Source organism: Actinomadura xylanilytica (genome assembly GCF_030283145.1).
Taxonomy (GTDB): domain Bacteria; phylum Actinomycetota; class Actinomycetes; order Streptosporangiales; family Streptosporangiaceae; genus Spirillospora; species Spirillospora xylanilytica.
The window spans coordinates 392576-419367 of sequence record NZ_JASNWE010000001.1 but is presented as its reverse complement, the minus strand read 5'-3'; the positions used below and the strand labels follow the sequence as shown (position 1 = coordinate 419367).

At 73.3% G+C, this 26792-nt stretch carries 22 protein-coding genes; 13 read left to right on the top strand and 9 right to left on the bottom strand.

Annotated elements, in window-relative coordinates; all coding sequences use genetic code 11:
- Positions 1-11: 11 nt before the first annotated feature.
- Entirely contained in the window at positions 12-614 is a 603-nt protein-coding gene (gene coaE / locus QP090_RS01990) for a dephospho-CoA kinase (RefSeq protein ID WP_285936697.1), read from the top strand.
- A 72-nt stretch (positions 615-686) separates the two neighbouring features.
- Here coaE and QP090_RS01985 read toward each other — a convergent pair whose 3' ends face one another.
- Positions 687-6620 carry a WD40 domain-containing protein gene (locus QP090_RS01985; RefSeq protein ID WP_285936696.1) on the bottom strand — a complete coding sequence of 1978 codons (5934 nt, stop codon included), beginning with the start codon at positions 6618-6620 and terminating at the stop codon, positions 687-689.
- An 89-nt stretch (positions 6621-6709) separates the two neighbouring features.
- Here QP090_RS01985 and QP090_RS01980 point away from each other — a divergent pair, with 89 nt between their 5' ends.
- The gene (locus QP090_RS01980) at positions 6710-7933 is read left to right on the top strand and encodes an ArsB/NhaD family transporter (RefSeq protein WP_285936695.1); all 1224 of its coding nucleotides are present in this window, start codon (positions 6710-6712) and stop codon (positions 7931-7933) included.
- Here the strand turns inward: QP090_RS01980 and QP090_RS01975 are convergent.
- The 3 genes from QP090_RS01975 to QP090_RS01965 are packed head-to-tail and all read right to left on the bottom strand — an operon-like array spanning position 7923 to position 10620.
- Positions 7923-8906: an inositol monophosphatase family protein gene (locus tag QP090_RS01975; protein WP_285936694.1), complete on the bottom strand. Its 984-nt coding sequence runs from the start codon at positions 8904-8906 to the stop codon at positions 7923-7925. The genes QP090_RS01980 and QP090_RS01975 overlap by 11 nt on opposite strands.
- The gene (locus tag QP090_RS01970) at positions 8903-9607 is read right to left on the bottom strand and encodes a hypothetical protein (protein WP_285936693.1); all 705 of its coding nucleotides are present in this window, start codon (positions 9605-9607) and stop codon (positions 8903-8905) included. The genes QP090_RS01975 and QP090_RS01970 overlap by 4 nt, the downstream gene beginning before the upstream one ends.
- Positions 9607-10620, bottom strand: a complete 1014-nt coding sequence (locus QP090_RS01965) for a hypothetical protein (protein WP_285936692.1) — start codon at positions 10618-10620, stop codon at positions 9607-9609. The genes QP090_RS01970 and QP090_RS01965 overlap by 1 nt, the downstream gene beginning before the upstream one ends.
- A 194-nt stretch (positions 10621-10814) precedes the next feature.
- Here QP090_RS01965 and QP090_RS01960 point away from each other — a divergent pair, with 194 nt between their 5' ends.
- The 9 genes from QP090_RS01960 to QP090_RS01920 all read left to right on the top strand — a co-directional run bounded on the left by QP090_RS01960 (position 10815) and on the right by QP090_RS01920 (position 19480).
- Entirely contained in the window at positions 10815-11993 is a 1179-nt protein-coding gene (locus QP090_RS01960; RefSeq protein ID WP_285936691.1) for a sensor histidine kinase, read from the top strand.
- Positions 11994-12094: 101 nt separating this feature from the next.
- Positions 12095-14212, top strand: a complete 2118-nt coding sequence (gene uvrB, locus QP090_RS01955; protein ID WP_285936690.1) for an excinuclease ABC subunit UvrB — start codon at positions 12095-12097, stop codon at positions 14210-14212.
- A 59-nt stretch (positions 14213-14271) separates the two neighbouring features.
- Positions 14272-14772 carry a GNAT family N-acetyltransferase gene (locus QP090_RS01950; protein ID WP_285936689.1) on the top strand — a complete coding sequence of 167 codons (501 nt, stop codon included), beginning with the start codon at positions 14272-14274 and terminating at the stop codon, positions 14770-14772.
- A 76-nt stretch (positions 14773-14848) separates the two neighbouring features.
- Positions 14849-15412: a hypothetical protein gene (locus QP090_RS01945; RefSeq protein ID WP_285936688.1), complete on the top strand. Its 564-nt coding sequence runs from the start codon at positions 14849-14851 to the stop codon at positions 15410-15412.
- A gap of 156 nt (positions 15413-15568) precedes the next feature.
- The gene (locus tag QP090_RS01940) at positions 15569-16624 is read left to right on the top strand and encodes an SGNH/GDSL hydrolase family protein (RefSeq protein ID WP_285936687.1); all 1056 of its coding nucleotides are present in this window, start codon (positions 15569-15571) and stop codon (positions 16622-16624) included.
- Positions 16625-16730: 106 nt separating this feature from the next.
- A complete protein-coding gene (locus QP090_RS01935; protein ID WP_285936686.1) occupies positions 16731-17126 on the top strand; it encodes a peptidase inhibitor family I36 protein in 396 nt (131 codons plus the stop codon).
- Positions 17127-17131: 5 nt separating this feature from the next.
- Entirely contained in the window at positions 17132-17557 is a 426-nt protein-coding gene (locus QP090_RS01930) for a peptidase inhibitor family I36 protein (RefSeq protein ID WP_285936685.1), read from the top strand.
- A 136-nt stretch (positions 17558-17693) separates the two neighbouring features.
- Positions 17694-18227 carry a GNAT family N-acetyltransferase gene (locus QP090_RS01925; protein WP_285936684.1) on the top strand — a complete coding sequence of 178 codons (534 nt, stop codon included), beginning with the start codon at positions 17694-17696 and terminating at the stop codon, positions 18225-18227.
- A complete protein-coding gene (locus tag QP090_RS01920; protein ID WP_285936683.1) occupies positions 18224-19480 on the top strand; it encodes an MFS transporter in 1257 nt (418 codons plus the stop codon). The genes QP090_RS01925 and QP090_RS01920 overlap by 4 nt, the downstream gene beginning before the upstream one ends.
- Before the next feature lie 4 nt (positions 19481-19484).
- On the opposite strand, the gene QP090_RS01915 is transcribed toward QP090_RS01920, so the two are convergent.
- The 3 genes from QP090_RS01915 to QP090_RS01905 all read right to left on the bottom strand — a co-directional run bounded on the left by QP090_RS01915 (position 19485) and on the right by QP090_RS01905 (position 21112).
- The gene (locus tag QP090_RS01915; protein ID WP_285936682.1) at positions 19485-19919 is read right to left on the bottom strand and encodes an ester cyclase; all 435 of its coding nucleotides are present in this window, start codon (positions 19917-19919) and stop codon (positions 19485-19487) included.
- Positions 19920-20060: 141 nt separating this feature from the next.
- A complete protein-coding gene (locus QP090_RS01910; protein ID WP_285936681.1) occupies positions 20061-20261 on the bottom strand; it encodes a DUF397 domain-containing protein in 201 nt (66 codons plus the stop codon).
- Positions 20258-21112 (bottom strand): DUF5753 domain-containing protein, encoded by an 855-nt coding sequence (locus QP090_RS01905; protein WP_285936680.1) that lies wholly within the window; start codon positions 21110-21112, stop codon positions 20258-20260. The genes QP090_RS01910 and QP090_RS01905 overlap by 4 nt, the downstream gene beginning before the upstream one ends.
- Positions 21113-21259: 147 nt before the next feature.
- Here QP090_RS01905 and QP090_RS01900 point away from each other — a divergent pair, with 147 nt between their 5' ends.
- The gene (locus QP090_RS01900; protein WP_285936679.1) at positions 21260-21661 is read left to right on the top strand and encodes an ATP-binding protein; all 402 of its coding nucleotides are present in this window, start codon (positions 21260-21262) and stop codon (positions 21659-21661) included.
- Positions 21662-21758: 97 nt separating this feature from the next.
- A complete protein-coding gene (locus QP090_RS01895) occupies positions 21759-22646 on the top strand; it encodes a Vgb family protein (RefSeq protein WP_285936678.1) in 888 nt (295 codons plus the stop codon).
- Here QP090_RS01895 and QP090_RS01890 read toward each other — a convergent pair.
- Both QP090_RS01890 and QP090_RS01885 read right to left on the bottom strand, forming a co-directional pair.
- Positions 22636-25536, bottom strand: coding sequence for a hypothetical protein (locus tag QP090_RS01890; RefSeq protein WP_285936677.1), 2901 nt, complete (start codon positions 25534-25536; stop codon positions 22636-22638). The two genes, QP090_RS01895 and QP090_RS01890, sit on opposite strands and share 11 nt — an antisense overlap.
- Before the next feature lie 105 nt (positions 25537-25641).
- A complete protein-coding gene (locus QP090_RS01885; RefSeq protein WP_285936676.1) occupies positions 25642-26790 on the bottom strand; it encodes an NAD(P)H-dependent flavin oxidoreductase in 1149 nt (382 codons plus the stop codon).
- Between the last annotated feature and the right edge of the window lie 2 nt (positions 26791-26792).

Here is a 26792-nt window from a genome sequence, read left to right as displayed (position 1 = left end):
ACGGTGGGCCCGTGCTGAAAGTGGGACTCACCGGTGGAATCGGCTCGGGCAAGAGCGAGGTGTCGGCGCGGCTGCGCGAGCGCGGTGCGCTGGTCATCGACGCCGACCAGATCGCGCGGGAGGTGGTCGAGCCCGGCACGCCGGGGCTGGCCGCCGTCGCCGCCGAGTTCGGCGCGGAGGTGCTGCTCCCCGGCGGCGGGCTCGACCGGGAGCGGGTCGGCGCGATCGTGTTCTCCGACCCCGCGCGGCTGGCGGCGCTGAACGCGATCGTCCACCCCCTGGTGGGGGAGCGGATGCAGGAGCTGATGGACGCCGCGTCCGGCGAGGCGATCGTGGTGTACGACGTGCCGCTGCTGGCCGAGAACGGGCTGGCGGAGATGTACGACGTGGTGGTGGTCGTCGACGCCCCGGTGGAGGTCCAGCTCGACCGGCTCACCACTCGGCGCGGGATGACGGAGGAGGCCGCGCGGGCCCGGATCGCCGCGCAGGCCACTCGGGAGGGGCGCCGCGCCGTCGCCGATGTGGTGATCGACAACTCCGGCACGCTGGACGAGCTGAAGGCACGGATCGACGCGCTGTGGGAGGACCTGGCGGGCCGGGCCGCCGCCGGCTGACCGCGCCGCGATCCTGGGCCGTGCGCCGCGCCGCCGCGCCGCCGCGCCGCCGTGGGGCGCGGCGCCGTGGGGTCAGAGGTCGGCCTCCAGGGGGAGCTGGCGCACTTCGGGGAGGTACGGGTCGAGTTCGCCCGGCTCGAACCGGCACATCCCGATCGAGTACCAGAACTCGGCGGTCGCGGCGCCCTCCCACTTGTAGCGTCCGCCGGGGGTGAGCGCGGCCCAGCCCTCGGCCAGCCCGAGGAGGGTGGCGCGGCGGGCGGGGGCGTCCCGGTCCGCGACGTCCCACAGGATGACCGCGCCGTCGTCGCCGGCGGTGGCCAGCAGCGCCCCGTCCGGGCTGAACGCCGACGACCAGACGCGGCGCGTGTGCCCTTCGAGGGTGTGCAGGTGGCGGCCGGTGCGCGGGTCCCACAGCCGGACGGCCAGGTCGTCGCCGGCGGTGGCCAGGAGGGTGCCGGACGGGTCGAACGCGGTGGTCCACAGGCGCCCGGTGTGCCGGGTCAGGGTGTGCAGGGTCTGGCCGGTCGCGGTGTCCCACAGCCGGGCGGTGCCGTCGTTGCTGGCGCTGGCGAGGACGCCGCCCGCGGGGTCGAACGTCACCGTGTAGACGCGGTCGGTGTGGCCGCTGAGGGTCGCCTCCAGGGCGCCGGTGCGGGCGTTCCAGAGCCGGACCAGGCCGTCGTCGCAGCCGGTCGCGACGCGGTCGCCGCCGGGGCCGAAGTCGATCGAGCGGACCCGGCCGTGGTGGTCGGAGAGGTTGACGATCTCGCGTCCGGTCGTCCAGTACCAGAGCCGGACGCTGTCGTCGTCGTTGGCGGTGGCCAGCACGTCGCCGGTGGGGTCGAACGCCTGCGTCCACACGTGGTCGGTCTCCACGTTCAGCTCGCGCTCGAAGGTGCCGGTGCCGGGCTGCCACAGGTGCACGCCGCCGTCGTTGGTGGCGGTGGCGAGCTGCGCGCCCCTGGGGTTGAACGCGGCGGAGGTGAGGTTGTCGGCGACGCCGCGCAGCTCGCGGACCATCCGCCCGGTGCGGGGCTCCCAGAGCCGCACCAGGCCGTCGTTGCCGGCGGCGGCGAGCAGGCTGCCGTCGGGACTGAAGCAGACGCCGGTGACGCGGCGGCCGTGGCCGCGCAGCACGACCCGGCTCTGGCCGGTCTCGGCGTCCCACACCCGGGCGGTGCCGTCGTTGCTGGTGGTGGCGAGCTGCGCGCCGTCGGGGCGGAACGCGAACGGCCAGACCGCGCCGCGGTGCCCGGCGAGTTCGAGCCGCTGCCGGCCCGTCGCGGGGTCCCACAGCCGGACCGACCCGGCGCTGTCGGCGGTGGCGAGGCGGCCCCCGTCGGGGCTGAAGGTGGCCTGGTAGATGGCGCCGCGGTGGCCCGAGAGCGAGGCTCGGGGACGATCGCCGTCCCAGAGCCGGACCGAGCCGTCGGTGTCGCCGGTGACCAGGAGGTCGCCGTCCGGGTGGAACGCGATGGCGTAGACGCGGCCGGTGTGGCCGAGCAGCTCCTTGCGGATCTCGCCGGTGCCGATGTCCCAGAGCCGGACGACGCCCGCCTCGTCGCCCGCCGCCAGCAGCGTCCCGTCGGGGTGGAACACCGCGCGGAACACCGCGCCGCGGTGCCCGGTGAGGGTGCGGTGCAGCTCGCCGGTGGCCAGGTCCCAGACGCGCAGGACACCTCCGGCGTCGCCGGTCACCAGCGACGTGCCGGACGGGTCGAAGACGGCGGTGTAGACGGGCGCGGTGTGGCCGGGCAGCTCGTGCCGCAGGGCGCCGGTCGCCGCGTCCCACACGCGGACCGTCCCGTCGGACGCGCCCGCGGCGATGAGCGTGCCGTGCCCGCCGGGGCCCCGGTCGCGCGCGCCCGGGCTGACGACGAGGGGCCAGACCCCGTCGGGGTGGACGGGGAGGGTGTGCGCGCAGCGTCCGGTGGCGAGGTCCCAGACGCGGACGGCGCCGTCGGCCGAGCCGGTGGCCAGGAGGGTGCCGGTGGCGTCGAAGACGACCGCGTAGGTGCGGTCGCGGTGGCCCTGGAGGGTGCGCAGCGGCACCCCGGTCACGGCGTCGCAGACCAGGACGCCGCCGTCCTCGCTGCCGACCGCCAGGACCGACCCGCCGGGGCTGTAGGCGAGCGGCTGGGGGAGCCGGCTGGTCTGAAAGTGGAACCCGTACGGGACGCCCACGGCGGCGGGGGCGACCTGGATGTCGACGGGCCGTCCGGGCGCGATGGCGGCCTCGCGCAGCTCGGGCGCCGCGGCGATGCGGTCGGGGAGGAGCGCGTCGATGAGCGCGGCCCGCGTCCAGCGGCTGCCCTCCACGGCGACGTCGCGCAGGTCGGCGCGGGCCAGGCGGGCGCGGGACAGGTCGGCGCCGCGCAGGTCGGCGCCGTTGAGGCGGGCCTCGTCGAGGCGCGCGCCGGCCAGGGACGCGTCGCGGAGCACGGCGCGGGACAGGTTGGCCCCGACGAGCTGGGCGTCGGTCAGGTCGGCGCCGGTGAGGTCGACCTCCTGGAGGTCGCGGTAGGACAGGTCCTCGCCCGCGAGCTTGGCGCCGCGCAGGTCGGTGCGGGCGGGGGTGCGCAGCCGGGTGGTGACGCGGATGGCGTTGGCGCGGGCGACGTCGTCGGCCTCGGGGCCGGCGAGGACCGCCGCGGCCCACTCCTGGAGCGCGCGGGTGTCGGCGAGGTCGCACAGGAAGTCGACGGTGAGCTGGGACAGGGCGCGGCGGGCCAGCGCGGCGGGCGCGGTGGCGCCGTTCGCGAACTCGGCGGCGACGTGCCGGGCGACCAGCCACTCCACCACCGACCCGTGGATGAACCCGAACAGGCCCTCGGCGGTGCGCACCAGCAGGCTGCCGGCGCCGACCGCGTGCGTCACCTGGTGCGGCGACAGCCGTCCGTCGGCGAGGCCGGTGAGGGTGTCGGCGACGTCGGCGAGCTCGGCGAGCCGCAGGAACTGCTCGTTGCTCTCCCACAGCCGCAGCGCGAGCGTGCCGACCGCCTGCCACAAGTCGTCGGCGGTCAGCCCGGAGGGACCGCCGGCGTGCCGGACGCGGCCCGCCTCGTGCGCCAGCCAGGACGAGAGGATCTCGCGGTAGAGGTCGGCGGGGCTGACCGTCGTGCGGGCCTGCGCGACGGCGCGGAGCCGCTCCTCGGGCAGGTCGGCGATGAAGCTCAGCATCCGCGGGTTGGCGGTCAGCCCGAGCAGCTCCTGGATGCCCGCCAGGGTGTGCAGCCGCGCGTCGGCGGCGTCCTCGTCGCCGTACCGGTTGACCAGGTACGAGCGGACCTGGCCGGGGGTGAACTCCTCCAGCCCGAGGACCCGGCGGTGCGGCAGCACGCCGACCCGCTCGCCGAGCGCGGTGAGCACCTGCGCCTGCGACTTGAAGTGCTGGGTCCGGCCGGCCACGACGATCTTGGCCTTGTCCTGCGCGGCGCGCAGCAGCGTGTCGAGGTGGTCGGTGGCCTGGTCGTAGGTGACCCGGGTGACCAGCTCGTCGAACCCGTCGAACAGCAACACGATGCGGCCCTGCCGCAGCATGTAGTGGAACGCCTTGAGGTCGATCAGCTCCTCGCCGTGGTTGGCCAGGTGCGCGGCGACCAGCCCGTCGACCGAGTGCGCCTTGTCGAGGGCGCGCAGCTCGATCAGGATCGGGATGATGTGCGGCAGCTCGGCGGGGATGCGGCGGGCCAGCTCGCGCAGCGCGAACGTCTTGCCGCGCCCGAAGTCGCCGAGCAGCAGCAGGAACCGGCCGTGGTCGGCGGCCAGCATCCGGAGCATCTCGCCGACGGCGTCGTCCCGGACGTCGGCGTCCTGGCCCGCGCGGTCGAGCTCGCGGTAGCGCTGCCGGACGTACAGCGCCGGCGGGTACAGGCCGCCCGCGGCGAGCCGCCCGGTCTGCGCGGTCACGTACTCCGACAGGTCGAGCAGCCCCTGGAACTCGGTGAGGCTGCGCACCCGGATGCCGCGGCGCAGCGCGTCCTCGCGCAGCGACCGGGCCGGCGCCGGGCCGAGGTAGACCAGCTCGGAGCCGTGGTCGGCGCCGTCGGCGTGGACGTGCCGGACGAACGCGTCGACGTCGGGCTCGGTCACCCGCCCGACGTGCGCGCCGATCCGGTACTGCCGGACGAACCCGTCCTCCAGGTGGGTGAGGAGCAGGTGCGGAGGGTCGGTCCGGCCGCCGGCGAGCGGGGCCGGGACGATGCGGCGGATGTTCGCGCGCTCGAACCGGGTCTCGCACGCCTCGGTGAGCCGGTCGAGGAGCTGCCCGGTCGCGTCGGTCATCGGGTCGGCCGGGTCGGGGCCGCCGGGGGCGTCTCCGGGGCCGCCCGCGCCGGGGCCGATCTCGGGCGCCCGGCCGGGCGGGCCGGCCGGGGACCGGACGGGCGGCGGGAACGTCCCGGTGACCCGGGCCCAGTCGCGGCCGAGGTGCTCGGGGCCGCGGCGGGTCGCCTCCTCGGGGATCCAGCGGTCCAGGCCGTCGCGGCGCACCACCACGACCTGGTGGCGGCCCGGCCCGAGCGCGGGCACCGACGGCGCGCCGGACGGCAGCAGCGGCACCGCGCCGAGCTCCGACCCGGTGCCCTGGAGGAACACGTTGACGTGCCCGCCGAGCAGCGTGTCGACGGTGTCGGGGTCGCGCAGCGCGCCGGGCTCCCCGGCGACCGGGGTGTGCTCCACGGCGGCGAGCCGGAGCCAGCCCTCGCCCTCGTAGTGCCGGAGCCGCTCGGTGAACCACGCGGCCTGCGCCTGGCCGACCCGCCCGTACCGGTCCTCCTCGCGGTGGCTCTGCGGCAGCGTGGAGTTGAGCCCGGCGACGACGACCTTCAGGTCGTTGACGGGGAACAGCGTCCACGGCTGCGCGCTGTCGAAGATCAGCGCGTCCAGGCCCTGGTACAGCTCCTTGAACAGCCCCGCGTAGTGCCGCCACTTCGGCCAGTAGGGCGGCTGCGGGTCGATGTCGTCGGCCTCGCAGCTGGAGAAGTACGCCTGGCACGCCGCCCGGGTCACGTCGTGGGTGCCCGGCACGATCACCACCCGCTGCGCCTCCAGCCCGAGCAGCGCGCGCAGGCTGGTGAGGAACGACAGGGCCTCGGCGAACTCCTTGCGGCTGCCCGAGTGGGTGAGGTTGCCGGTGACCACCAGCAGGTCGGGCCGCGGCACGCCCGAATCGGCCAGCCGCGTCACGTCGCTCCAGATGCGGTCCTGGAGCTCGGACGCGGTGGTCGGCTCGCCCGGCTCGGCGAGCGTGCGGCCGAACCGGGGCCCCGAGATGTGCAGCACGCTCACGTGCTCGCGGGGCTCGCGCCGCTCGGCGTCGTCCGCGGGGAACGCGGGCGCCGCCACCGGCGCGCGCCGGACGGGCCGTTCGCCGGTGGCCTCGGGAAGCCGCGTCCCCCGCCCCGGACCTCCGCCCGCGCCGTGCCCGCCCGGCCCCTGACCGCCGCCGGGACGGGTGCTGCCTTCGACGCGTCCGACCAGCGGGGCCGGGCCGGACCCGCCGGGCGGCACGGGACCGGGACCGCCGCCGGGGAACCCCGGGCCGTCCAGCGGGCGGGCGTGCCCGGCCAGGGCCTCCTGGACGCGGCGCATCAGCAGCGTCCGCGCGTCGCCCGGATCGTCGATCCCGACCAGGTCGACGTAGGTGATGGTGGACAGCAGCCCGTCGATCGGGCAGTCCTCGATCCGCACCGTGACCAGCTTGCGGGCCGGGTCGTCGGGGTCGGCGCGCAGCGCCGCCATCCACTCCATCCGGCCGTACCGCGAGCGCAGGTAGTTGCTCGACAGCACCGCCACCACGACCTTGGCCTCGGACAGCCCGCGGTCCATGAAGTCGATGAAGTTGGTGCCCGGGACGAAGTCCCACGCCTGCATCATCGTGCGATGCCCGGCGGCCTCCAGCTGCCACGCGATCCACGACGCCCAGCGCTCGTCGGCGGGGGAGTAGCTGATGAACAGATCGGTCGGGCGTTCCTGCCCGGACTGGCCGCCGGAGGGTGTCATGCGGTCAGTATCGCGCGCCCGCGCGGCCTCGCGTAGCCCGTGCGGCGGAGCCGGGGGAGCGGCCGGGGCGCTTATGGGATCATGACGCGGTGGCTCTCCCCGGCGACCTCCTCAGACGCGCGGCGCGCGCCCTGAGCGTCCTCGACCGAATCCGCCTCGGGCTGCTGGCCCTCGGCCTGGTCTTCGTCGCCACCGGGATGCTGCCCGCCGCGACCGCCCGCGCGAGCCTCGGCCGGATCGCGCCGCTGCTGCTGTTCCTGTTCGCCGTCATCGTGCTCGCCGAGCTGACCAAGGAGGCCGGCGTCTTCGACGCGATCGCGCAGCGGATGGCGCGAGCCGGGCGCGGCCGCTACGCCGCGCTGTTCCTGCTGTGCGTGGCGTTCGCGACGGTCAACACCGTCTTCCTCAACCTCGACACGACCGCGGTGCTGCTGACCCCGGTGATGCTGGCGCTGGCGGCGTCCGCGCGGATCGCCGCGCTGCCGCTGGCCATGACGACGGTGTGGCTGGCCAACACCGCGAGCCTGCTGCTGCCGGTGTCGAACCTGACCAACCTGCTCGCCGCCGACCAGGTGGCCCTGGAGACCCCGGCGTTCGCCGCCCGGATGTGGGCGCCGCAGCTCGCGGTGCTAGCCGTCACGATGGCGCTGCTGTGGGTCTTCTTCTGGCGGCGCCGGATGCGCGGCGCCGACACCTACGATCCGCCGGTCCCGGCGCCGGTGCGCGACCGGGTGCTGTTCTCGGCGACCGGCCTGGCGTGCCTGCTGTTCGTCGGCGCGATCCTGGCGGGCGTGCACACCGGCGTCCAGCTCGGGGTCGCCGCGTCCGCCGCCGCGCTCGTCGCCGTCGCCGCGTTCGCGGTGCGCGACCGGTCGGCGCTGCGGCCCGCGCTCGTCCCGTGGCAGCTCATGGTGTTCGTGACCGCGCTGTTCCTGGTCGTCCCGACGCTGGAGCGGTACGGGCTCGACGATCTGATGGTGGCGCTGGTCGGCACCGACGACGGCCTCGGCGGGGCGCTGCGTGCGGCGTTCGCGGGCGGCGGCCTGGCGAACGTGCTGAACAACCTGCCCGCCTACGTCGCGGGCGAGTCGGCGGTCCCGGCGGGCAACCGCGACCAGCTCCTGTCGCTGCTGATCGGGACGAACGTGGGCCCCGTCATCACCCCGTGGGGGTCGCTCGCGACGCTGCTGTGGTTCGAGTGGTGCCGCCGCTGGGACGTGCGGGTGCCGATGCGCAAGTTCGTCCTCACCGGGACGGCCCTGGCCGTGCTCGGCTGCGCCGCGGCCGTCGCGGCGCTGCTCCTCACCGGGTGAGCCGGACCCGTCCGCCCTGAGCGGCGCCATCTGAGCCGCCCGCGCCCGCCGAGCCGCCGGTGCCCTCGGTGCCTCCGGTGCTCCCGGTGCCCGCGGCGGCCGGACGGCACGCCTGGGCGGTGGTCTCCAGTAGCCGCTCGAGCAGCGCCGGACGCGCCGCGACGAACCCGCGCTCGGCCGGGGGCAGGTCGATGCTCGGCTCGTACGGGCCGCCGTCCAGCGCGCGGAACTCGGCGCCCGCCTCCTTCGCCAGCAGCGCCCCGGCGGGCAGGTCGACCAGTTCGGGCCGGTAGCCGACGATGCCGTCGATGTCGCCGCGGGCCAGCATCACCCACGCCACCAGCGGCGCCCAGAGCTGGAGCAGGCGCCCGCAGCGCGCCTCCACCGCCGTCCGCAGCGGCAGGACGACCGGATCGCCGCGCCCGACCTCGTGCCCCTGCGTCCAGGCGAGGACGGGATTGTCGGCGCGGCCCGCGCGGGCCGCCGCGGCCAGGCGCAGCGGCGCGCCGTCCGGGCCCCGCGCGCCCTCGCCCCGCACCGCCGACCACGTCCGCCGGGTGACCGGGTCGTGGACGACGCCGAGCACCGGCACCGGGCCCGCGCACAGTGCCAGCCCGACCGCGTAGACGGGCATCCCGATCGCGACGTTGTTGGTGCCGTCGAGCGGATCGACCAGCCAGACCAGGCCCGCGTCCGCGCCGGCGCCGGTGCCCGTCCCCTCGTTCACCCCCGACTCCTCGGCGATGACGCGGTGCCCCGGGTACACCGCGCGGAGCCGCCGCAGGATCAGCGCCTCGGCGGCCAGGTCCAGCTCGGTCACCACGTCCCCGGCGGTCCCCTTGGGCCGGATCTCCAGGGGGCGGGCCATCCCGGCGCGGAGCAGGTCGCCGGCGGCCTCGGCGGCCTCGACCGCGACCCGGCGGGCCTCGGCGAGGTCGACCGGCGGGGCGGGCGAGGGGGAGCTGGATCTCATCGGGACTCTCCAGTCGCGCTCTGTCGGTGGGACGGGGCCGGGCCGTGCTCGGCGGTGATCAGCCGGGCCGCGCGCAGGGCGGCGCGCGCCGTGTCGCCGGGGTCGCACCGCGAGCGCCGCACGCGGTGCCCCGGGGTGCCGAGGGGCCCGAGCGACAGGTCGCCGCCGCCGGGCGTGCGGCGGCCGAGTGCCACGGTCGCGGCGTCCCGGCCCCCCTCGATGAGCGTGCTGTGGAAGATCCCGGCGGGCAGGGCGTAGGACTCGCCGGTGCGGTGCGCCGCCGAACCGCAGGAGGTGTAGCGGACGCCCCGCCCGGTGGCGCGCAGCTCGTCGACGTCGTCGCGGCTGACCACCTCGAACACCCGGTGCGTCGGGTCGCCGCCCGGACCGGCGTCGTCGACCCGCACCCGCACGTTGCGCACCGTCCCGTACAGGACGAAGCTCAGCAGCTCCCAGCTGTGGCAGTGCAGCTCGGACGTCGTCGGCGGGGCGGGCCGCACCTCCGGGGACCACAGGTGCAGGCACACCCCGAACTCGCCGCTGCGCTCCACCGGCAGGCACAGGAACCCGAGCGGGTGCCGCACCGCGGCGATGCGGGACCGGCCCGCGGCGACGTCGGCGAGCACCCGGCGGGCCCAGCCCGGCAGCGTCCCGGCCGCGGTGCCCGCCGCGATCTCGCCCCGGATCTCCTCGTACCGCATCACTCGTACGGGTCCCGGGCCCGCAGCGCCTTGCGGATGATCTCGATGATGTCCCGGTCGGTGCAGCCCTGCGGCAGGTCGATCCCGATCACCTCGAAGAGCTTGCGCACCTCCTCGACGGTCGGCTCGTCGTCGAGCGGCGCCAGCCGGGCCTGCTCGATCGGGACGCGGCGCGCCTGGTCGAGGCTGGTCTGGAGCTCGGCGCTGACCCATCCGTAGTAGAACTTGCCGCTGTCGACCACCAGCGCCTCGCCGCGCGGGTCGTCGCGGGTCACCACCACCTTGGACGCGGCCAGGTCGTAGCGCAGCGTGGTCATCGTCCTGGACAGGCCGATGTCGATGTCGAGCATCCCGAACCGCTGCTTGTGCCAGCACGCGGCCAGGATCGTCGCGTACGCCTCCTTGCGGGTGCGCTCCAGCGTCCACGGCTCGCCGGTGGCGTCCGGCCCGTCGGCGACCGAGCGGCGGTGCCGCGCGTACGCCTCGCAGACCTCCGGGTGGGTCGGGTCGATGATCTCCAGCCGGAACAGCAGCGTGCGCCGCTCGCGGCGGGCCGTCGCCACGCACTCGGGCAGCGTCTTGGCGCGGATGTAGGTGCCGGTGCCGCCCTTGAACAACCACCGGTCGGTCTCGCGCCGCGCGTCGGCCAGGACCCGCGCCACCTCGGCGCCGCTGATCACCCGCACCACCGCGGTCTCGTCCAGCGCCCGCTTGGTGTCGGAGACCACGCCCTCCAGCCGGTCGAGATCGCCCAGGCGGTCGCTCAGCCCGTCCAGCGTCGCCGACGACGCGCGCAGGGTGTCGCGCACCTCGGCCTCGACAGGGATGCGGCGGCCCCGGTCGCGCAGCACCGAGGTGGCCAGCAGGCCGATCACCGCGAGGATGGCGCTGTTGGTGATCTCCGCCTCGTTCGGCAGGTCCACGCCGAGGCCGATCACCGCGACGACCACGGCGAGGACCAGAGCGATGACGGCGTCGGCGTTCTTCCCGAACCAGGTGGCGAATCGGGTCATGGTGAGCGTTGTCCCCGTCCTTGTCGGCGCCGTCATCGTAACCACAGGGCCCGTTCCAGACCACCGTTCGCGCACGGGCGCGGACGATCCGGAGCCGGAGGGCCCGATGCCCCGACGATGACGCGGTGCGCCGCCGTGTCCGCCCGTCGCGGTGGACCGGATGCCGGGGCGCCGGACCGCTATAGGCTCCTGGCATGCCCCTGCGTGCCTGGTGGTCGGCGGCTTGGCCGACGAGACGATCCCGCGCGCTGGACGTCTCCCTCGCCCTCGGCCTGGCCGCCCTCGACGGGGCCTGGCTGGCGCTCGCCGACGGGAGGTTCTGGCTCCCCACCGCGGCGGTCTCCGCGGCCAGCGTGGTGCTCGGCCTCGCGCTGGTGGTGCGGCGCGCCCACCCGGTCGCGCTCATGGTGTTCCTGCTGATCTGGGGCACGGCCACCGGCGGCGGCGCGTTCGCCGCGCTGGTCGTCCTCTACTCGCTGGGCGCCTACACCGCGTCCCGCCGGACGGTGTGGGCGCTCGCCGTCCTCGGCTACCTGTTCTTCCTGATCTTCCCCGGGCCGACGTCCGACGACGTCTCGTTCCTCGCCCAGGCCCTCTTCGGCGTGACCTTCGTCACCGTTCCGCTCCTCCTCGGCCTCTACATGGGCGCCCGCAAGCAGCTCGTGGCCACCCTCCAGGAGCGCGCGGCGCGGCTGGAGCGCGAGCAGCACCTGCTGGCCGAGCGGGCCCGGGGCGAGGAGCGCACCCGCATCGCGCGGGAGATGCACGACGTGGTCGCCAACCGGGTCAGCGTCATGGTCGTCCACGCGGGCGCGCTCAAGGCGATCGCCGCCCGCGATCCCGAGCGGGCCGCCGAGACGGCCGGGGTGATCGGCGACATGGGGCGGCAGGCGCTGGAGGAGCTCCGCCAGGTGATCGGGGTCCTGCGGCAGGGCGAGGAGGCCCTCCCGCAGGACGCCCCGACGCTGCTGCACGTCCGCGAGCTGATCGGCCAGTCCGGCGCCGCCGGGCTCCGCGTCGACCTGTCGGTCCGCGGCGAGGACCGCCCGATGCCCGCCACGGTGGGCCGCACCGTGTACCGGCTGGTCCAGGAGGCCCTGACCAACGTGCACAAGCACGCCGCCGCCGCCGACACCCGGATCGACCTGCGCGTCCTGCCCGAGGCCGTCGAGGTCGAGGTGACCAACGGCGCCTCCGGCGGCGCCCCCCAGCACGGGCTGCCGAGCGGCGGGAACGGCCTGGTCGGGCTCCGCGAGCGGGTCAACGGGCTGGGCGGCTTCTTCGAGGCCGGGCCGAGCGCCGAGGGCGGGTACGCGCTGCGCGCCCGGATCCCGCTGCCGGCGCCCTCCGACGGGACCGCTCCGGCGCTGTGACCTCGGGGAATGCCCTCCCCGTCAGGATTGTCGTACCCGCTGAATAGAGTGGTGAGGCGGGCCGCTGCGGTCCGCGGGGGAGCGGCAGGGAAGGGGCGAGGATGCGGCCGATCACCGATCTGCGGCGCAGGGTGGCGCCGTTCGAGGTCGTCACCGAGATGACGCCCGCGGGCGACCAGCCCCAGGCGATCGCCGAGCTGACCGACCGGGTCGGGCGTGACGTCAAGGACTCGGTGCTGCTGGGCGCCACCGGCACCGGCAAGACCGCCACCATCGCCTGGCTGGTCGAGAAGCTCCAGCGGCCGGTGCTGGTCATGCAGCCCAACAAGACGCTGGCCGCGCAGTTCGCCAACGAGCTGCGCGAGATGATGCCGGGCAACGCCGTCGAGTACTTCGTCTCGTACTACGACTACTACCAGCCCGAGGCATACATCCCGCAGACCGACACCTATATCGAGAAGGACTCCTCGATCAACGACGAGGTCGACCGGCTGCGGCACTCGGCGACCAACTCGCTGCTGACCCGCCGCGACACCGTCGTGGTGGCGTCGGTGTCGTGCATCTACGGCCTCGGCACCCCGCAGGAGTACGTCGACCGGATGGTGCGGCTGCGCGTCGGCCAGACGATCGAGCGCGACGACCTGCTCCGGCAGCTCGTCGGCATGCAGTACTCGCGCAACGACCTGGCGTTCACCCGGGGCACCTTCCGGGTCCGCGGCGACACCGTCGAGATCATCCCGCAGTACGAGGAGCTCGCCGTCCGGATCGAGATGTTCGGCGACGAGATCGAGAAGCTGGCCACCCTGCACCCGCTCACCGGCGAGGTGATCACCGAGGACGAGGAGCTGTACGTCTTCCCCGCCTCGCACTACGTCGCCGGCCCCGAGCGGATGGAGCGGGCGATCGGCGGCATCGAGGCCGAGCTCACGGACACGCTCGCCACGATGGAGCGGCAGGGCCGGCTGCTGGAGGCGCAGCGGCTGCGGATGCGCACCACCTACGACATCGAGATGATGCGCCAGATCGGCACCTGCTCGGGCATCGAGAACTACTCCCGGCACATCGACGGCCGCGACGCCGGCACCGCGCCCAACACGCTGATCGACTACTTCCCCGAGGACTTCCTGCTGGTCGTCGACGAGTCGCACCAGACCGTCCCGCAGATCGGTGCGATGTACGAGGGCGACGCCTCCCGCAAGCGGATGCTCGTCGAGCACGGCTTCCGGCTGCCGTCGGCGATGGACAACCGCCCGCTGAAGTGGGAGGAGTTCCTCGACCGCATCGGGCAGACTGTCTACCTGTCGGCCACGCCCGGCTCGTACGAGATGAACCGGGTCAAGGGCGACGTGGTCGAGCAGGTCATCCGCCCGACCGGGCTGATCGACCCCGAGATCGTGGTCAAGCCCACCAAGGGCCAGATCGACGACCTCATCCACGAGATCCGGCTGCGCACCGAGCGCGACGAGCGGATCCTGGTGACCACGCTCACCAAGAAGATGTCCGAGGACCTCACCGACTACCTCCTCGAACTCGGCATCCAGGTCCGCTACCTGCACAGTGAGGTCGACACGCTGCGCCGCATCGAGCTGCTGCGCGAGCTGCGCGCGGGCGAGTTCGACGTCCTGGTCGGCATCAACCTGCTGCGCGAGGGCCTCGACCTGCCCGAGGTGTCGCTGGTGGCGATCCTGGACGCCGACAAGGAGGGCTTCCTCCGCTCGGAGACCTCGCTGATCCAGACCATCGGCCGCGCCGCCCGCAACGTGTCCGGCCAGGTGCACATGTACGCCGACACCGTCACCCCGTCGATGGAGCGGGCGATCGACGAGACCAACCGGCGCCGCGCCAAGCAGCAGGCCTACAACACCGAGCACGGCATCGAGCCCACCGCGCTCCGCAAGCGCATCGCCGACATCCTCGACTCGCTCGTCCGCGAGGACGCCGACACCGAGACCCTGATCGGCGGCGGCGGGCGGCAGCAGAGCCGCGGCAAGGCCCCCGTCCCCGGCCTCGGCTCCCGCGCCCGCGAGGCCGGCCGGCACGCCGCTGATCTGGTCGGCGAGCGCCCCCGCGAGGAGCTGGAGGCGCTGATCGAGTCGATGAGCGAGCAGATGCACCAGGCCGCCGTCGACCTCCAGTTCGAGCTGGCCGCCCGGCTCCGCGACGAGATCAAGGAGCTCAAGCGCGAGCTCCGCGACATGAAGGAGGCCGGCGTCAGGTGACCGGCGCCGCCTCCCGGAATACGGTCGTGGGCGGACGCGGCGCGGCGTACCATCGCGCCATGGACCTGGAGCCGCGGCCGGCGGCGGTCGGCGACCTTCCCCTCCTGCCGGCGATCGAGGAGTCCGCTGACGGGCTGTTCGCCCCCCTCGGCATCGTGTTCCCGCCCGGCCCGACCGTGGTGGAGCAGATGGCGGAGCGGGGCGCCGAGATCCTCGTCGCCGGCGATCCCCCGCTGGCCTACACCGTCGTCGACGAGCTCGACGGGGCCGTCCACCTGGAGCAGATCTCCGTGCACGCCGACCACGTGCGCCGGGGGATCGGCGGCCGGCTGCTCGGCGCGGTGCGGGCGCGGGCGGCCGAGGCCGGGTCGCCCGGGGTCAGCCTGCTGACCTTCCGGGACGTCCCGTGGAACGCCCCCTGGTACGCCCGGCGCGGCTTCGCCGAGCTGCCCCGCGAGCGCTGGGGCCCCGGGCTGCGGGCGCTGTGGGCGGCCGAGATCGACGCGGGCCTGCACGACCTCGGCCCGCGCCTGGTCATGTGGGCCCCCACCGCCCGCTGACACCGTTCCGGACGCCCCGCGGCGCTCTTCCGGCGGTGGCCACGAACCCGTCCGCAGGGCGCGGCGTCGTACGGGCATGGGACGACGGGCGTGGAGCAGGGTGACGGCGGCGGCGCTGCTGCTGGGCGGCGCGGGGGCAGTGACGGCGTGCAGCCCTCTTGTCTACGGCGACGCCGGGATGACGCTGGACGGCGCCGGGCGGCCCCTCATCGTGGCCGCATGGTGCGACGGGCACCCTCCGCTGAGGTTCATCCTCCACTCCCGCGAGGACGGCTCAGAGGTTGCGTTCGTCATGGACGCGCCGCAGGTGCGGGGGAACTACGCCGAGATCCTGGTCGGGCCGCTGCTGAAGAACCGGCCCCCCGGCCGGTCGATGGCGGTGTTCCGCCCAGATCAGAGCTACCAGCTCCACACGACGTTCAAAGGCAGTGGAAGCGACATTGGGCCGCCGTTCTGGCCCGGGCTCCTCAAAGGGAACGGTCAGGTCTACCTGGGCCATGAGCGCATGCCGGACCCGCAGTCCACCGCCCGGGGGAGCAGCGCGCAGGACGGGCCCAGCGCCTCTGCCTCACCGGATCCGCGCCGTGTGTACTCCAGCGTTCCGCAGCTCCGGAGCAGGGTGAAGCGCACGCTCTGCTAGGCGTCGTGCGGTCGTGGCCCGCCAGTATCGTGGTCCTTTCGGACGACGGCTCCCCGGCCCGTCCCGCCCCCGAGTTTGTGATCTACAATGTAAAGGCGGGAACCCGGGACGCTCCGGAGACGTCCGTCGTCAGGGGACGAACGAGGGGGAGGGGCGATGGCGAGCCCGCGGTCATGGCCGGGACGGGTGCGCGCGCGTCTCGGTGAACGGGGGTCGGCCCTCGCGGTGCTCGTGCTCCTGCTGGTCCTGGTGGTCGGGACGCTGGTGGCGATGCCCGCGACGCGTTGCGAGGTGTTCGGCGGCGGCTGCCGGAAGCCGGCCCGCGAGCCGCACGCCGACCCGGCCGAGCCCGCCGGGCGGCCGGTCGACCCGGTCGCGGCGGCCACGCGCGGTGCGTACGTGGCGCTCGGCGACTCCTACTCCTCGGGGGTCGGCGCCGAGGCCGGCGCCGCCGACCAGAACCCGCTGGACCGCTGCCACCGCACGTCCAAGGCGTACTACCACCAGGTCTCCACGGCGTTCGGGTTCGCGGGCGGCGGGTCGTTCTGGGCCTGCTCGGGCGCGACCACCGGCGACGTCCTGAAGGGCAAGGGCGGCGAGCCGCCGCAGCTCGGCCGGCTGGGCGCCGGGACCAGCCTGGTGACGATCAGCATCGGCGGCAACGACATCGGGTTCTCCAAGATCCTGGCCGGCTGCGTGGTGAAGCTGCCGTGGAGCAAGGGCTGCCAGGGCCAGGGCCCCGACATCGCGACCCGGATGGCGACGCTTCGCCAGACGCTGCCCGACCTGGTCACCGAGATCACCCGGCGCGCCCCCCGCGCCCGGGTGATCATGATGGCGTACCCGCGCGCGTTCTCCGAGGTGTCCGGCGTGGACGGCGACAACATCACCGTGGCCGATCAGCGCTGGCTGAACGCGCGGACGCACGACCTGGGGGAGCTGGTCCGGGAGACCGCCGCCGAGGCGGACGAGCGGATCGCCGCCGCCCACGGCGCGGGCAGCGTGGAGTTCGTCGACGCCTACAGCGCGTTCGCCGGGCACGAGGTCGGCAGCACCGACCCGTACATGAACGGGCTGGCGGTGAGCCTGTCGGCGCTGGCGGCCGAGCCGCGCAGCTTCCACCCGACCGTCAAGGGCCACGAGGCGCTCGCGGGCCTGTTCATAGCGCAGATCAAGAAGGGCCCCGGCCGCCCCCTCGCCGAGCCCCGCTGACCCCGCCGCCCGGATAACGCATCGATAAGAGAACGATAACCCGCGGCTCTAGCGTCTCCCACGTCGGCCCGGAAGATCCCGGGCGACGATGGAGACGGGGTTTCTCATGAACAGAATCCGGATCGGGATCGCCGGTCTCGCCGCCGCAGGGGCGGCGGCGGTGGTCCTGGCGCCCGCGGCGGCCCTGGCGGACGTGGGGACGTCCTCGGCCGCCGACTGCAAGCTCGGGGACGTGTGCGTCTGGAGCGGCGCGAACGCCACCGGCACGATGTGCGCCTGGGACGGGGACGACCCGGACTGGCAGGCCGGTGCCGTTCAGTGCAAGCCGTACGGCTTCAAGGTTAAGTCGCTGATGAACCACGGCCGCGTCGGCAGCTACGACCAGGTCCAGTTCTACAAGTACGCCAACTACTCCGGCCGGGTGCTCGACCCCCTTCCGCCGACGGCCAAGGTCTACAACGTCGACCTCGAATTCCGTTCGCACCACTGGGTGGACATGTGACGACGATGAACCGGACTCGTATCGGCCTCACCGGCGCGGTGGTCGCGGGCCTCGCGGTCGTCGCCGCCCCCGCCTCCGCCATGGCCGCCCCCGCGGCCGCGGCTCAGCACCAGGCCGCGGCGGCGTGGCAGGGCTCGTGCGCCAAGGGCGACTTCTGCGTCTGGAGCAACAAGGACGGCACCGGCACCAAGTGCGCCTGGGACGGGGACGACCCGGACTGGCAGGGCGGCGACGTCCAGTGCCGGATGAACGGGCTGCCCTTCCTGGTGGCCTCGTACTGGAACAACGGATACACCGGCGCGTACAGCAAGGTCCGGATCTACTCCCTCAACAACTACAACGAGACCTACTACTGGGGGACGCTCAGCGCAGGCCAGCGGAACTCGGTGTGGGAGGGCCAGCTCATGCGCTCCCACAAGTGGGTGAACTGACCGGCTGTCATGGCTCGCCCCCCGGCGCACCCGCGCCCGGGGGGCGGCTCGATGAGCCGGACGTTGGTCTGGCCTCCGACGGAGAGAGGTTGATGCGAACTTGTCGTAGTTGCGAACTTCTTGCAATAATCCGGCCATGTCGAATCGACCATTGACCGGCCCGTCCGCCCCGAGCCCGCGTCCGCCGGAGGGTTCCCATGCCTGGCGGGTGCGGCAGGCGGCGGAGGACGACGTCCCGGAGCTCGTCCGGCTGCGGGCGATGCTGTTCGAGACCCTCGGCGGCGAGTTCTTCAACCCCTCCTCGGCAGGCGACGACTGGCGGGACGCCCTCGGCCGGGTTCTGAAGCAGAAGCTGACCGACGACGACGCGCAGATCCTCGTCGTGGACGGCGACGACGGCCTCGCCGCCTGCGGCATCGGCACCATCGAGCAGTGGTTCCCCGGCCCGCACTCGCGGAACGGCCGGATCGGGCACGTGATCGGCGTCGTCACCGCCCCGGAGTACCGGCGGCGCGGATACAGCCGCGCCGTCATGCAGGGCCTGCTCGACTGGTTTCGCGGACGCGACGTCGTCCGGGTGGACCTGTACGCCTCCACCGGCGGCGAACCGCTCTACCGCGAACTCGGCTTCGACGACCACCCCGACCCCGCGCTGTACTGGCGCCCGTGACGGACGTCCGGCCCGGCCAGGAGGTCGGCCGCGTCACCCCTGAGCGGTACCGGTGGGTCATCCTCGGCATCGCCACCTTCACCCAGGCCGCCTCCGGCTTCTTCGTGCAGGGCATCGGGGCGATGGGCGTCCACCTTCAGCGCGACCTGGACCTGAGCACGGCCCAGCTCGGGCTGCTGCTCTCGGCGGCCCAGACGGTCCCCTTGGCCGGGCTGCTGGTGGCCGGGGAACTGCTGGACCGCCACAGCGAACGCTGGGTCGTCGGGACGGGCGCCTGCGTGGTCGCCGCCGCCCTGCTCCTGGGAAGCGCGGCGCCGGGGTACGCGGCCCTGCTCCTCGTCCTGCTGATCGTCGGCGCCGGATACAGCACCGTCCAGCCCGGCGGGAGCAAGTCGGTGGCGTCCTGGTTCGACGCGTCCCAGCGGGGGCTGGCGATGGGCATCCGCCAGGCGGGCCTGCCGCTGGGCGGCGTGCTGGCCGCTGCCGCGCTGCCCTTCCTCGCCGACGCCTTCGGCTGGCGGGCGACGCTCGTGGTGGGCGGGCTCGTCGCGCTCGCGGGAGCGGCCGTCTTCATCACCTTCTACCGCCGTCCGCCCGCCCCTGGCGCTCCGCACGGGACCGAGCCGCACGCCTCGCCGGCGGCGCGGCTCGGCACCTGGGCGCGGATGCTCCGGGAACCGTCCATGGTGAAGATCCTGCTGTCCGGGACGAGCCTGGTCTCGGTGCACAGCGGCGTGGGCGTGCTGACCGTGCTGTACCTCCACGACACCACGTCCCTGGGCGCCGGGCCCGCGGCCCTCGTCCTCGTGGCGGTCCAGGGGGCGGGCGCCGCCGGCCGCGTCTGCCTGGCCGCCTGGAGCGACCGCCGCGGGTCCGGGCGCTACACCTGCGTCATGGCCTGCATGGCCGCCGTGATCGCAGGGATGATCGCACTGATGACGCCCCTCGGGCATTCGCCCGCGGCGGCCTGCCTGCTGTTCATCTGGCTCGGGTTCTTCGGGATCGGCTGGTACGGGCCCTGGGTCGCCTACGTGGCCGAGTCGGCGCCACCGGGCAGGACCGGGGCCACCCTCGGTCTGGCCATGGCCGTCACCCAGATCGCCGTCATTCTGGCGCCGCCCGTCCTCGGCCTGCTCAAGGACCTCACCCACAGCTTCACCCCGGCCTGGGCCCTCCTGTCGGTGATGACCGCCGTCACCCTCACGGTCACGGCACGAAGCGGCCGACAGCGCCGACCAGCAGGGGCCCGGTGAGGGACTACGCCTGGATGTGGCCGAGCTGCCGTAGCTGCGAGTAGAGGTCGACGACTCCCCAGAAGTCGGTGATCCGGCCATCGGCGAAGCGGGCGATGAAGATCTCGTTGTAGGTGACGGACGTGCCGGTCGGGGGCATGCCCCGGTACTCACCGGAGTTGGTCCCGGTGACCGTCTGCCGGGCGACGATCTTGTCTCCCTCGGCGATCAGGTCCTCGACCGTGACGTGGATGTCGGGGAACGCGCGCAGGAGGGTCTCCCAGATGCGCTTCTGCGCCGGCACCGCGGCCACGCCGGTCCGCTCCGCCGTGTGGAACCGTCCGTCCGGGTGGATGAACTCGTCGATCGCCTTCGAGATGACCTCCAGATCGCCGCTGTTCACGGCGCTGTGGAAGTGGTGGTACGTCTCCTTGTTGCGTGCTTCCTGGGCTGTGGACATTGCGTCTCTCCCGAGGTCGAGCCGGTGCGGTCATGGACGCCCACAACGGGACGCCTGGCATGGGGAACCGGCGTCTCGGTAGTGATGACGAGGCAGCCCCTCGGATCGTGACGCCGGCGCGTCGCCGGGCCTTGCGGCAGGCTAGAGGCTCTGCGCCTTGACGCCGCTCACGAACTCCCGCCAAGCCCGCGGGCCGAAGGAGAGGACGGGGCCGTCCGGATCCTTGGAATCGCGCACGGCCACCATGTGGTGAGGCCGCGCCACCTCGACGCAGTCGTTGCCCTGAGAACCGGTTCGACTGCTCTTGCGCCATACGACATCGACCCGCTCCACATCCTTCATAGCTCTGACACTATTCGGTGGATCAGGTCTTGTGAGGCTGACTCGGGTAGCGTTGATGAACGAATCTGCTCGAATACTTCCCGGTACTGAGTGGTCGCTGCATCATCCTCTTCGGTCCATTGGCTGGTCAGGTGATCGGCGCGCACCACACTGAGGATCGGAGGTGATCCTATGTCCGTAAGCTGGAACTCCCCAGCGTAGTCCGGGCCGGCCTCGGCCGTCAGTGGCGAGACGTGGATCGACACATGGTCTTGCTCCGAATCGTTGAGCAGCCTTCTGAGTTGGGCGCGCATGACGTGACGTCCGCCCCGCACCCGGCGGAGGGCCGCCTCGTCGATGATGACGTTGAAGGTCGCCGGTTCAGCCCGTCGCAGAATTCCTTGCCTTGCCAGGCGAAATTCCACATAGCGGTTCAGGGTGCTCGGTGAATGCGAAGTCCTGATGCCGCGAATCACCGCCGATGCGTATTCTTCTGTTTGAAGGAGGCCCGGGATGAAGGTGGTCTCGGTCGAGACGATGAGTGAGGCGCAATCCTCTAGGGTCGCGCGGTCCCGACCTCCGTGGGTGACCACGTCCTTGAACGTGTCCCACCAGCCGCTTTGGTGTTCTTGTTCGGCGAGGGTCAGCAGGGCGGCGCGGAGGTCGGTGGGGACGGCGTAGCGGTCGAGGATGAAGGCCAGGTCGCGGAGGCGGAGGGGCTGGTTGCCGTTCTCGATCAGGCTCAGGGAGGAGCTGGACCGTTCGCGGAGGCGGCCCGCGGTCTTGAGGGTGTGGTCCGATTCCTCCCTGATCGTTCGGAGCGTTCTGCCGATCTTGCGGAGGCGGACGGTGGAGGGGGATGCTTCCGGCATGTGGTCAGACTGTCACGCCCCGCAGTCGGGTGGGCGGGTGAAAGGCCAACGCTGAAATTCCAGTTTCTGGAATTCGCGCAGGCCACGGAACGTGTTGTCCCGCTCGCGCGCTGCGATGAACCTGGGTCCCTCGGCGAAGGGACACTGATGGCATCCAGTGAGGTGATCGCGTCGCTCACGCTTCCGGGGGTGGAGCGGTCTGCGGCGCAGGTCCGGATGTTCGCGCGGGACGCGCTCGGTGCGGGGCATCCCTCGCTCGACGACGTCCAGACGTGCGTGAACGAGGCGTTCACCAACGGCATCGAGCACACGGCGTCGGGGCGCGGCGGGAAGGTCACGGTGACGTTCGCGACGGCGGGCGGCGACGTTCTCGCGGAGGTGACCGACGACGGCGCGGGCGGGGCGCGGCCGTGCCCGCGCGACGATCCGATGTCCGAGGACGGCCGGGGCCTGCGGATCATCGAGGCGCTCACGCTGGGCTGGGGGATACGGCCGGACGGGCAGCGGACGACGGTGTGGATGCGGTTCCCCGGTCCGCCGCCGTGCTGAGCACGGAAAAGGAGTTGCGTCCGGCACGGGCACGCAGCAGGGTGACGGCGGTCTCTGGTAGAGAGATCACAGACCCGACGTCCGAGAGGCACTTCCCATGCAGCGCACCGGCCAGCCGTCCGTCCAAGAGTTCCCGGTGGGAGGCGAGCCGTACGGCATCGCGGCCGGGGCCGACGGGGCGCTGTGGCTCACCTTGCACAAGAGCGGCGAGATCGTGCGTCTCGCCGTCGACGGCGGGCTCGACCGCTATCCGGCGGGCCCGCCCGGATGCTCGCCGACCGTCATCACGCCCGGCCCTGACGGGGCGCTGTGGTTCGCGCGCACCGGCGACCACCACCTCGGCCGGATCAGCACGGGCGGCGACGTCACCGGGTTCGCGGTTCCGACGCCCGGCAGCGGACCGTACGGCATCGCGGCGGGCCCGGACGGCGCACTGTGGTTCACCGAGATGAACACCGACCGGATCGGCCGCGTCACGACCGGCGGCGAGTTCACCGAGTTCCCGTTGCCGGTCGCGGGCGGCTACCCCTCGATGATCGCGGCGGGCGCGGACGGGGCGCTGTGGTTCACCCTCAACCAGGCGAACGCGATCGGCCGCATCAGCGTGGGCGGCGACGTCGTGCTGCACCCGCTGCCGACCGGCGGCGCCGCCCCGGTGGGTATCGCCCGCGGCGCCGACGACGCCCTGTGGTTCGTCGAGATCGGGGCGGGGCAGGTCGGCCGGATCACCGTGGACGGCGAGATCCGGGAGTTCCCGCTTCCCGACCGTGGCGCCAAGCCCCATGCGATCGCGGCGGGTCCGGACGGCGCCTGCTGGTTCACCGAGTGGGGCGGGAACCGGATCGGCCGCGTCACCCTGAGCGGCGAGGTCACCGGCTATGACCTCCCGACGCCGTCCTCGGAGCCGCACGGCATCGCGGCGGGTCCGGACGGCGCGGTCTGGACGGCCCTGGAGATCGGGACGGCGGCCCGCCTCACTTCATGACCTCGGCCCAGGTCGGGCACGGCTTCAGGCCGGGGATGCGCCGATCGCCGTTGATCTTGCCGCAGACCAGGGTGCGTTCCGGCGTCCCCTTCTTGTCGGGCGCGACCTTGAGGAGCGTCAGCCCCTGGTGGCCGGGGTCGGGGTAGCCGTTGAAGTCGATGTCGCCGGTGGCGGCCAGGGGCACGCGCAGGCGGCGCAGCTCCAGCAGTACCGAGCCGGAGGTGACGCGGCTGCTGCCGGGGATCGGGTCGCCCCCGCCCTTGCCGGGACGCAGCGCGCTGAAGGCGTTCTGCGCGGCCTGGCTCAGGGCGACGACCGCGTCGTATCCGAGGGCCATCTGGCCGTCCGCCAGGAGCGGCTCGTCCTCCCTCACCTTGCTGCCGCCGATGCCCAGCAGCGAGTCGGTCAGCTTGAAGAACGCGTTCACGCGGCTCGTCTTCGCGGTGAGCAGCGTGGGCAGGTACACGAACGCGGTGTGGTACACGGTGACGTTTGGGGGCAGTTCTACCTGGTTGTCGTCGGTGCTGTTGCCGAACCTGATCTTGGTCACGTCGTCGCCCGCCAGGATGCTCAGCTTCTTCTTCCCGCCGGCGCATTCGCCGAGGACGAGGCCGTTCATCAGGCCGGGGAGGTCCTCGGCCCGGCCGGCGAAGTACACCAGGCCGTACGGTGCGGTGCGGGCGCCGGTGCACTTGCCCTGGACGATGTTGCCGATGTCGCTGTCGTCGGTGTAGTCGACCACGTCGTCGTCGCGCTGGGGATCGAGCTTGAGCGCCTCGATGGCGTCGTCGGCGATCTGTTTGCTGTAGAGGTCCCCCGACGGGCCGGGCTTGCGGCGGACGATGAGGGCGCGTCCGGCCCGGTCGCCTTTCGGTACCCGGGTGGTCGCGGCGGCCTCGTCCTGGTTGGTGGCGGCGAGGCCGTAGAAGGGGAGCCCCTGCCGGGGGAGCGCGTCGGAGGAGTTGACGGTGTTGACGACGGGCAGGCCCTTGCCGACGAGATCGTTGATCGCAGTCTCGGAGTTCCTGGTGTTGCGGCCGATCCCGACGACGCCGACGACGGTCGGGTCGTTGCGGGCCAGGCGGAGGATGAGGTCGGCCATCGGGACGGCGTACTTCATGTCCTGGCCGGTGTTGGCGGGCAGGAGCCGCACCTTCAGGGGGTTGTCGATCTTGTTGGCGCCTTGGTCGTTGTTGCGCATCTGCGACAGGTAGGCGCCCGCGAGTTCCTCGATGCTGCTGACGGTCCGGTCGTCCTGTCCTTCCGGCGCGGCCAGCACGCCCGCATAGATCAGCGTCACGTACGGGTCCGGCCGCTTCAGGATCCTCTCGTTCTCCTCGTGGATCTTGCGTTGCAGGTCGGCGAGGGTGAGGCCGGCGCCCTTGTTGTTCGGGTTCGGGAGCCGGCGCTCGCCTGCCAGCGTGACACTGTCGTGCGTCCGCTCGAACCGGGTGCCGTCGGTGGAGACGCCGATGCATTCGCGGTCGGTGCCGGTGCCGCGCAGGCGGGTGTCGGTATTGCGGTTGAAGGCGAGGTCGACGTGGCAGTAGGTCGAGCGCAGATGCACCTGGGCGTAGGTCGCGGCGACGGCGCCGAGGGCGGCTGCGGTGACGAGGCTGCGCCAGGACCACAGCCACGTCCAGCGGGGACGGCGCCGGACGAGGAAGGCGGGGGCGTCGTCGCCGGACCGCTCCGCCCGGGGGTCCCCGCCGACGGGGATGCGCAGCAGCCACGGGAGGGGGACCGCCTCGCTGGGGCTCTGCGCGGTGCCGAGCGACGAGCGCCACTGCTCGTAGCGGTCCTTGGGAGGGTCGCCGGCGCCGGCGGGGCCGCCGAGCGCGCCGCCGTGCCCGGGGGCCATGGTGGCGATGACGACCAGGGGCGGGAACTCGCTGCGCCGGGCGCGGATGTCGCTCATGGACGACAGCACGTGGACGCCGCCGTTGCGGCTGCCGACGCCGGACAGGAACACCACCGGCGGCGCGGGCCGCTTGAAGCCGCGCAGGCTGGGCGCGAAGCGGCGGTGGTTGTGCCGCATGTCCTCCAGCAGCGCGAAGGTCTTCATCTGGAGGAGGAACCGGGCCGCGTCCGGCTTGGTCAGCCGGTCGAACACGCGGTGCATGCGGCCCTCGAAGCCGAGGTCGTCGCCGTCCTCGTCGCCGTCGCCGAGGACGGCGAAGAACGAGGTGCTGGCGAACCAGCGGTACCGGCTGCCCCAGCCGAGGCGGGACAGCACCGGCAGCCAGAGCCGGCGGGTGGTGAGTCCGACCAGCAATAGGAGCAGCGCGATGACCAGCGCCGCGGCCGTGATCAGCGGCTTGCGGTTGGTCTGGTCGGCGATGCCGCCGGCGAGGACGGCGACGACCGCGAGGAGGGAGCCGCCGACGGTGGACCACCAGGCGGGGGCGCGCAGGGTGTCGCCGGGCCAGCGGAAGAGCCCGGCGCGCTCGTTCCAGACGGCGACCGCGGAGACGGGGGAGCGGCGGTAGGGCGGGTCGTTCTCGCCGTCCTGGCGGGCGGCGGCCTGGAAGGACTGGACGAGGTCGGCGCGGGGGAACCGGAACCGGCCGAACTGCGATCGGGTGTTGCTCCAGGTCAGCGGCTGGGACAGGCGGTCGATGAGCGCGATCGCCGCGGTGAGCTCGGCGGCGTCGCCGTCGCCCTCGCTGTCGGTGAGCACGGGGGACACCACGGGCAGCGCCATCTCGGCCGCGGCGTGCTTGAGCTCCTCGACGAACGCCTCGGGGACCGCGGGCCCGGCGCCGGCCTCGGCGTCCAGGACGATCACCGGGAACGGGCGGGCGTTCAGGCGCCAGGGCATCCGGCTGGTGAGCCAGTCGAAGAGCGCGAAGAGGCCGCGTCCGGGGTCGTCGGGGCTGGGATTGCTCACTGCTGGGGTACCTGTCGCCGGGGACGGGTCGGGTGTCGCTATCCGGGAGCCTAGGACCCGATCGGCGGTCCGAACATGTCAAGTTCCACAGCCGCGGGCGCGGGATCAGCCCTCGGTGAGGGCGTTCAGGCGGCCGATGGCCTCGGCGAACTCCGTCATGATGTCGTAGACGACCTGGCGGGCGGGCTTGACGGTGTTCATCTGCCCGACGATCTGGCCGACGAAGTAGTTGGCCAGCTCACGGGCCCCCGGGTTGCCGGAATCGGCCATTTTGTCGATCTGCATCATTGCACCCTGCGAGATGATCATCTGGAGCGGCATGCCGAGCGCGCCGGGGCTGCCGGGCCCCTCCCACTCCTGCGTCCACTTCGAGACGAGCTGCCGGGCCGGCTTGCCGGTGCGCGACCGCGACCGGATCGTGTCGCGGGAGGTGGCGGCCAGGAGCTTCTCCTTGACCGCGGGCGCGGTCTCGGCCTCCTCGGTGGTGAGCCAGACTGAGCCGCACCAGACGCCGGAGGCGCCGAGCGCCATCGCGGCGGCCATCTGCCGGCCGGTGCCGATGCCGCCGGCGGCGAGCACCGGCACGGGCGCGACGGTGTCGACGACCTCGGGGACCAGGACCATGGTGGAGATCTCGCCGGTGTGCCCGCCGGCCTCGCCGCCCTGCGCGACGATCAGGTCGACGCCCGCGGCGACCTGGCGGTGGGCGTGCTCGGCGGTGCCGACCAGCGCGGCGACCGGGACGCCGGCGTCCTTGGCCTTCTCCACCATGAGCGGCGGCGGCGTGCCGAGCGCGCTGGCGATGAGCCCGATCGGGTGCGCGAGGGACACCTCGATCAGCTCGGCGGCGCCCTCCCTGGTCACCTGGGTGCCGCCGCGGCCGGATCCGGCCCGCTTGGCCTTCTCGAAGTCGGGCAGCGGCACCCCGTACTTCTCGAACAGGCCGAACAGGAACCGCCAGTGCTCCTCGGGGACGGCGGCGAGCATCGTGTCGAGGCCGCCCTCGCCGCGGCCGGCCCGCTCGGCCGACTCGTCGATCTTGGCGGGAACCAGGACGTCGACCCCGTACGGGCGCCCGCCCACGTGGTCGTCGATCCAGCGCAGCTCCTCCTCGAGCCGGTCCGGGGTGTAGGCGACGGCGCCGAGCACGCCGAGGCCGCCGGCGTTGGTGACGGCGGCGACCACGTCGCGGCAGTGGCTGAAGGCGAAGAGCGGGAACTCGATCCCGAGGGTGTCGCAGATGTCGGTGCGCATGG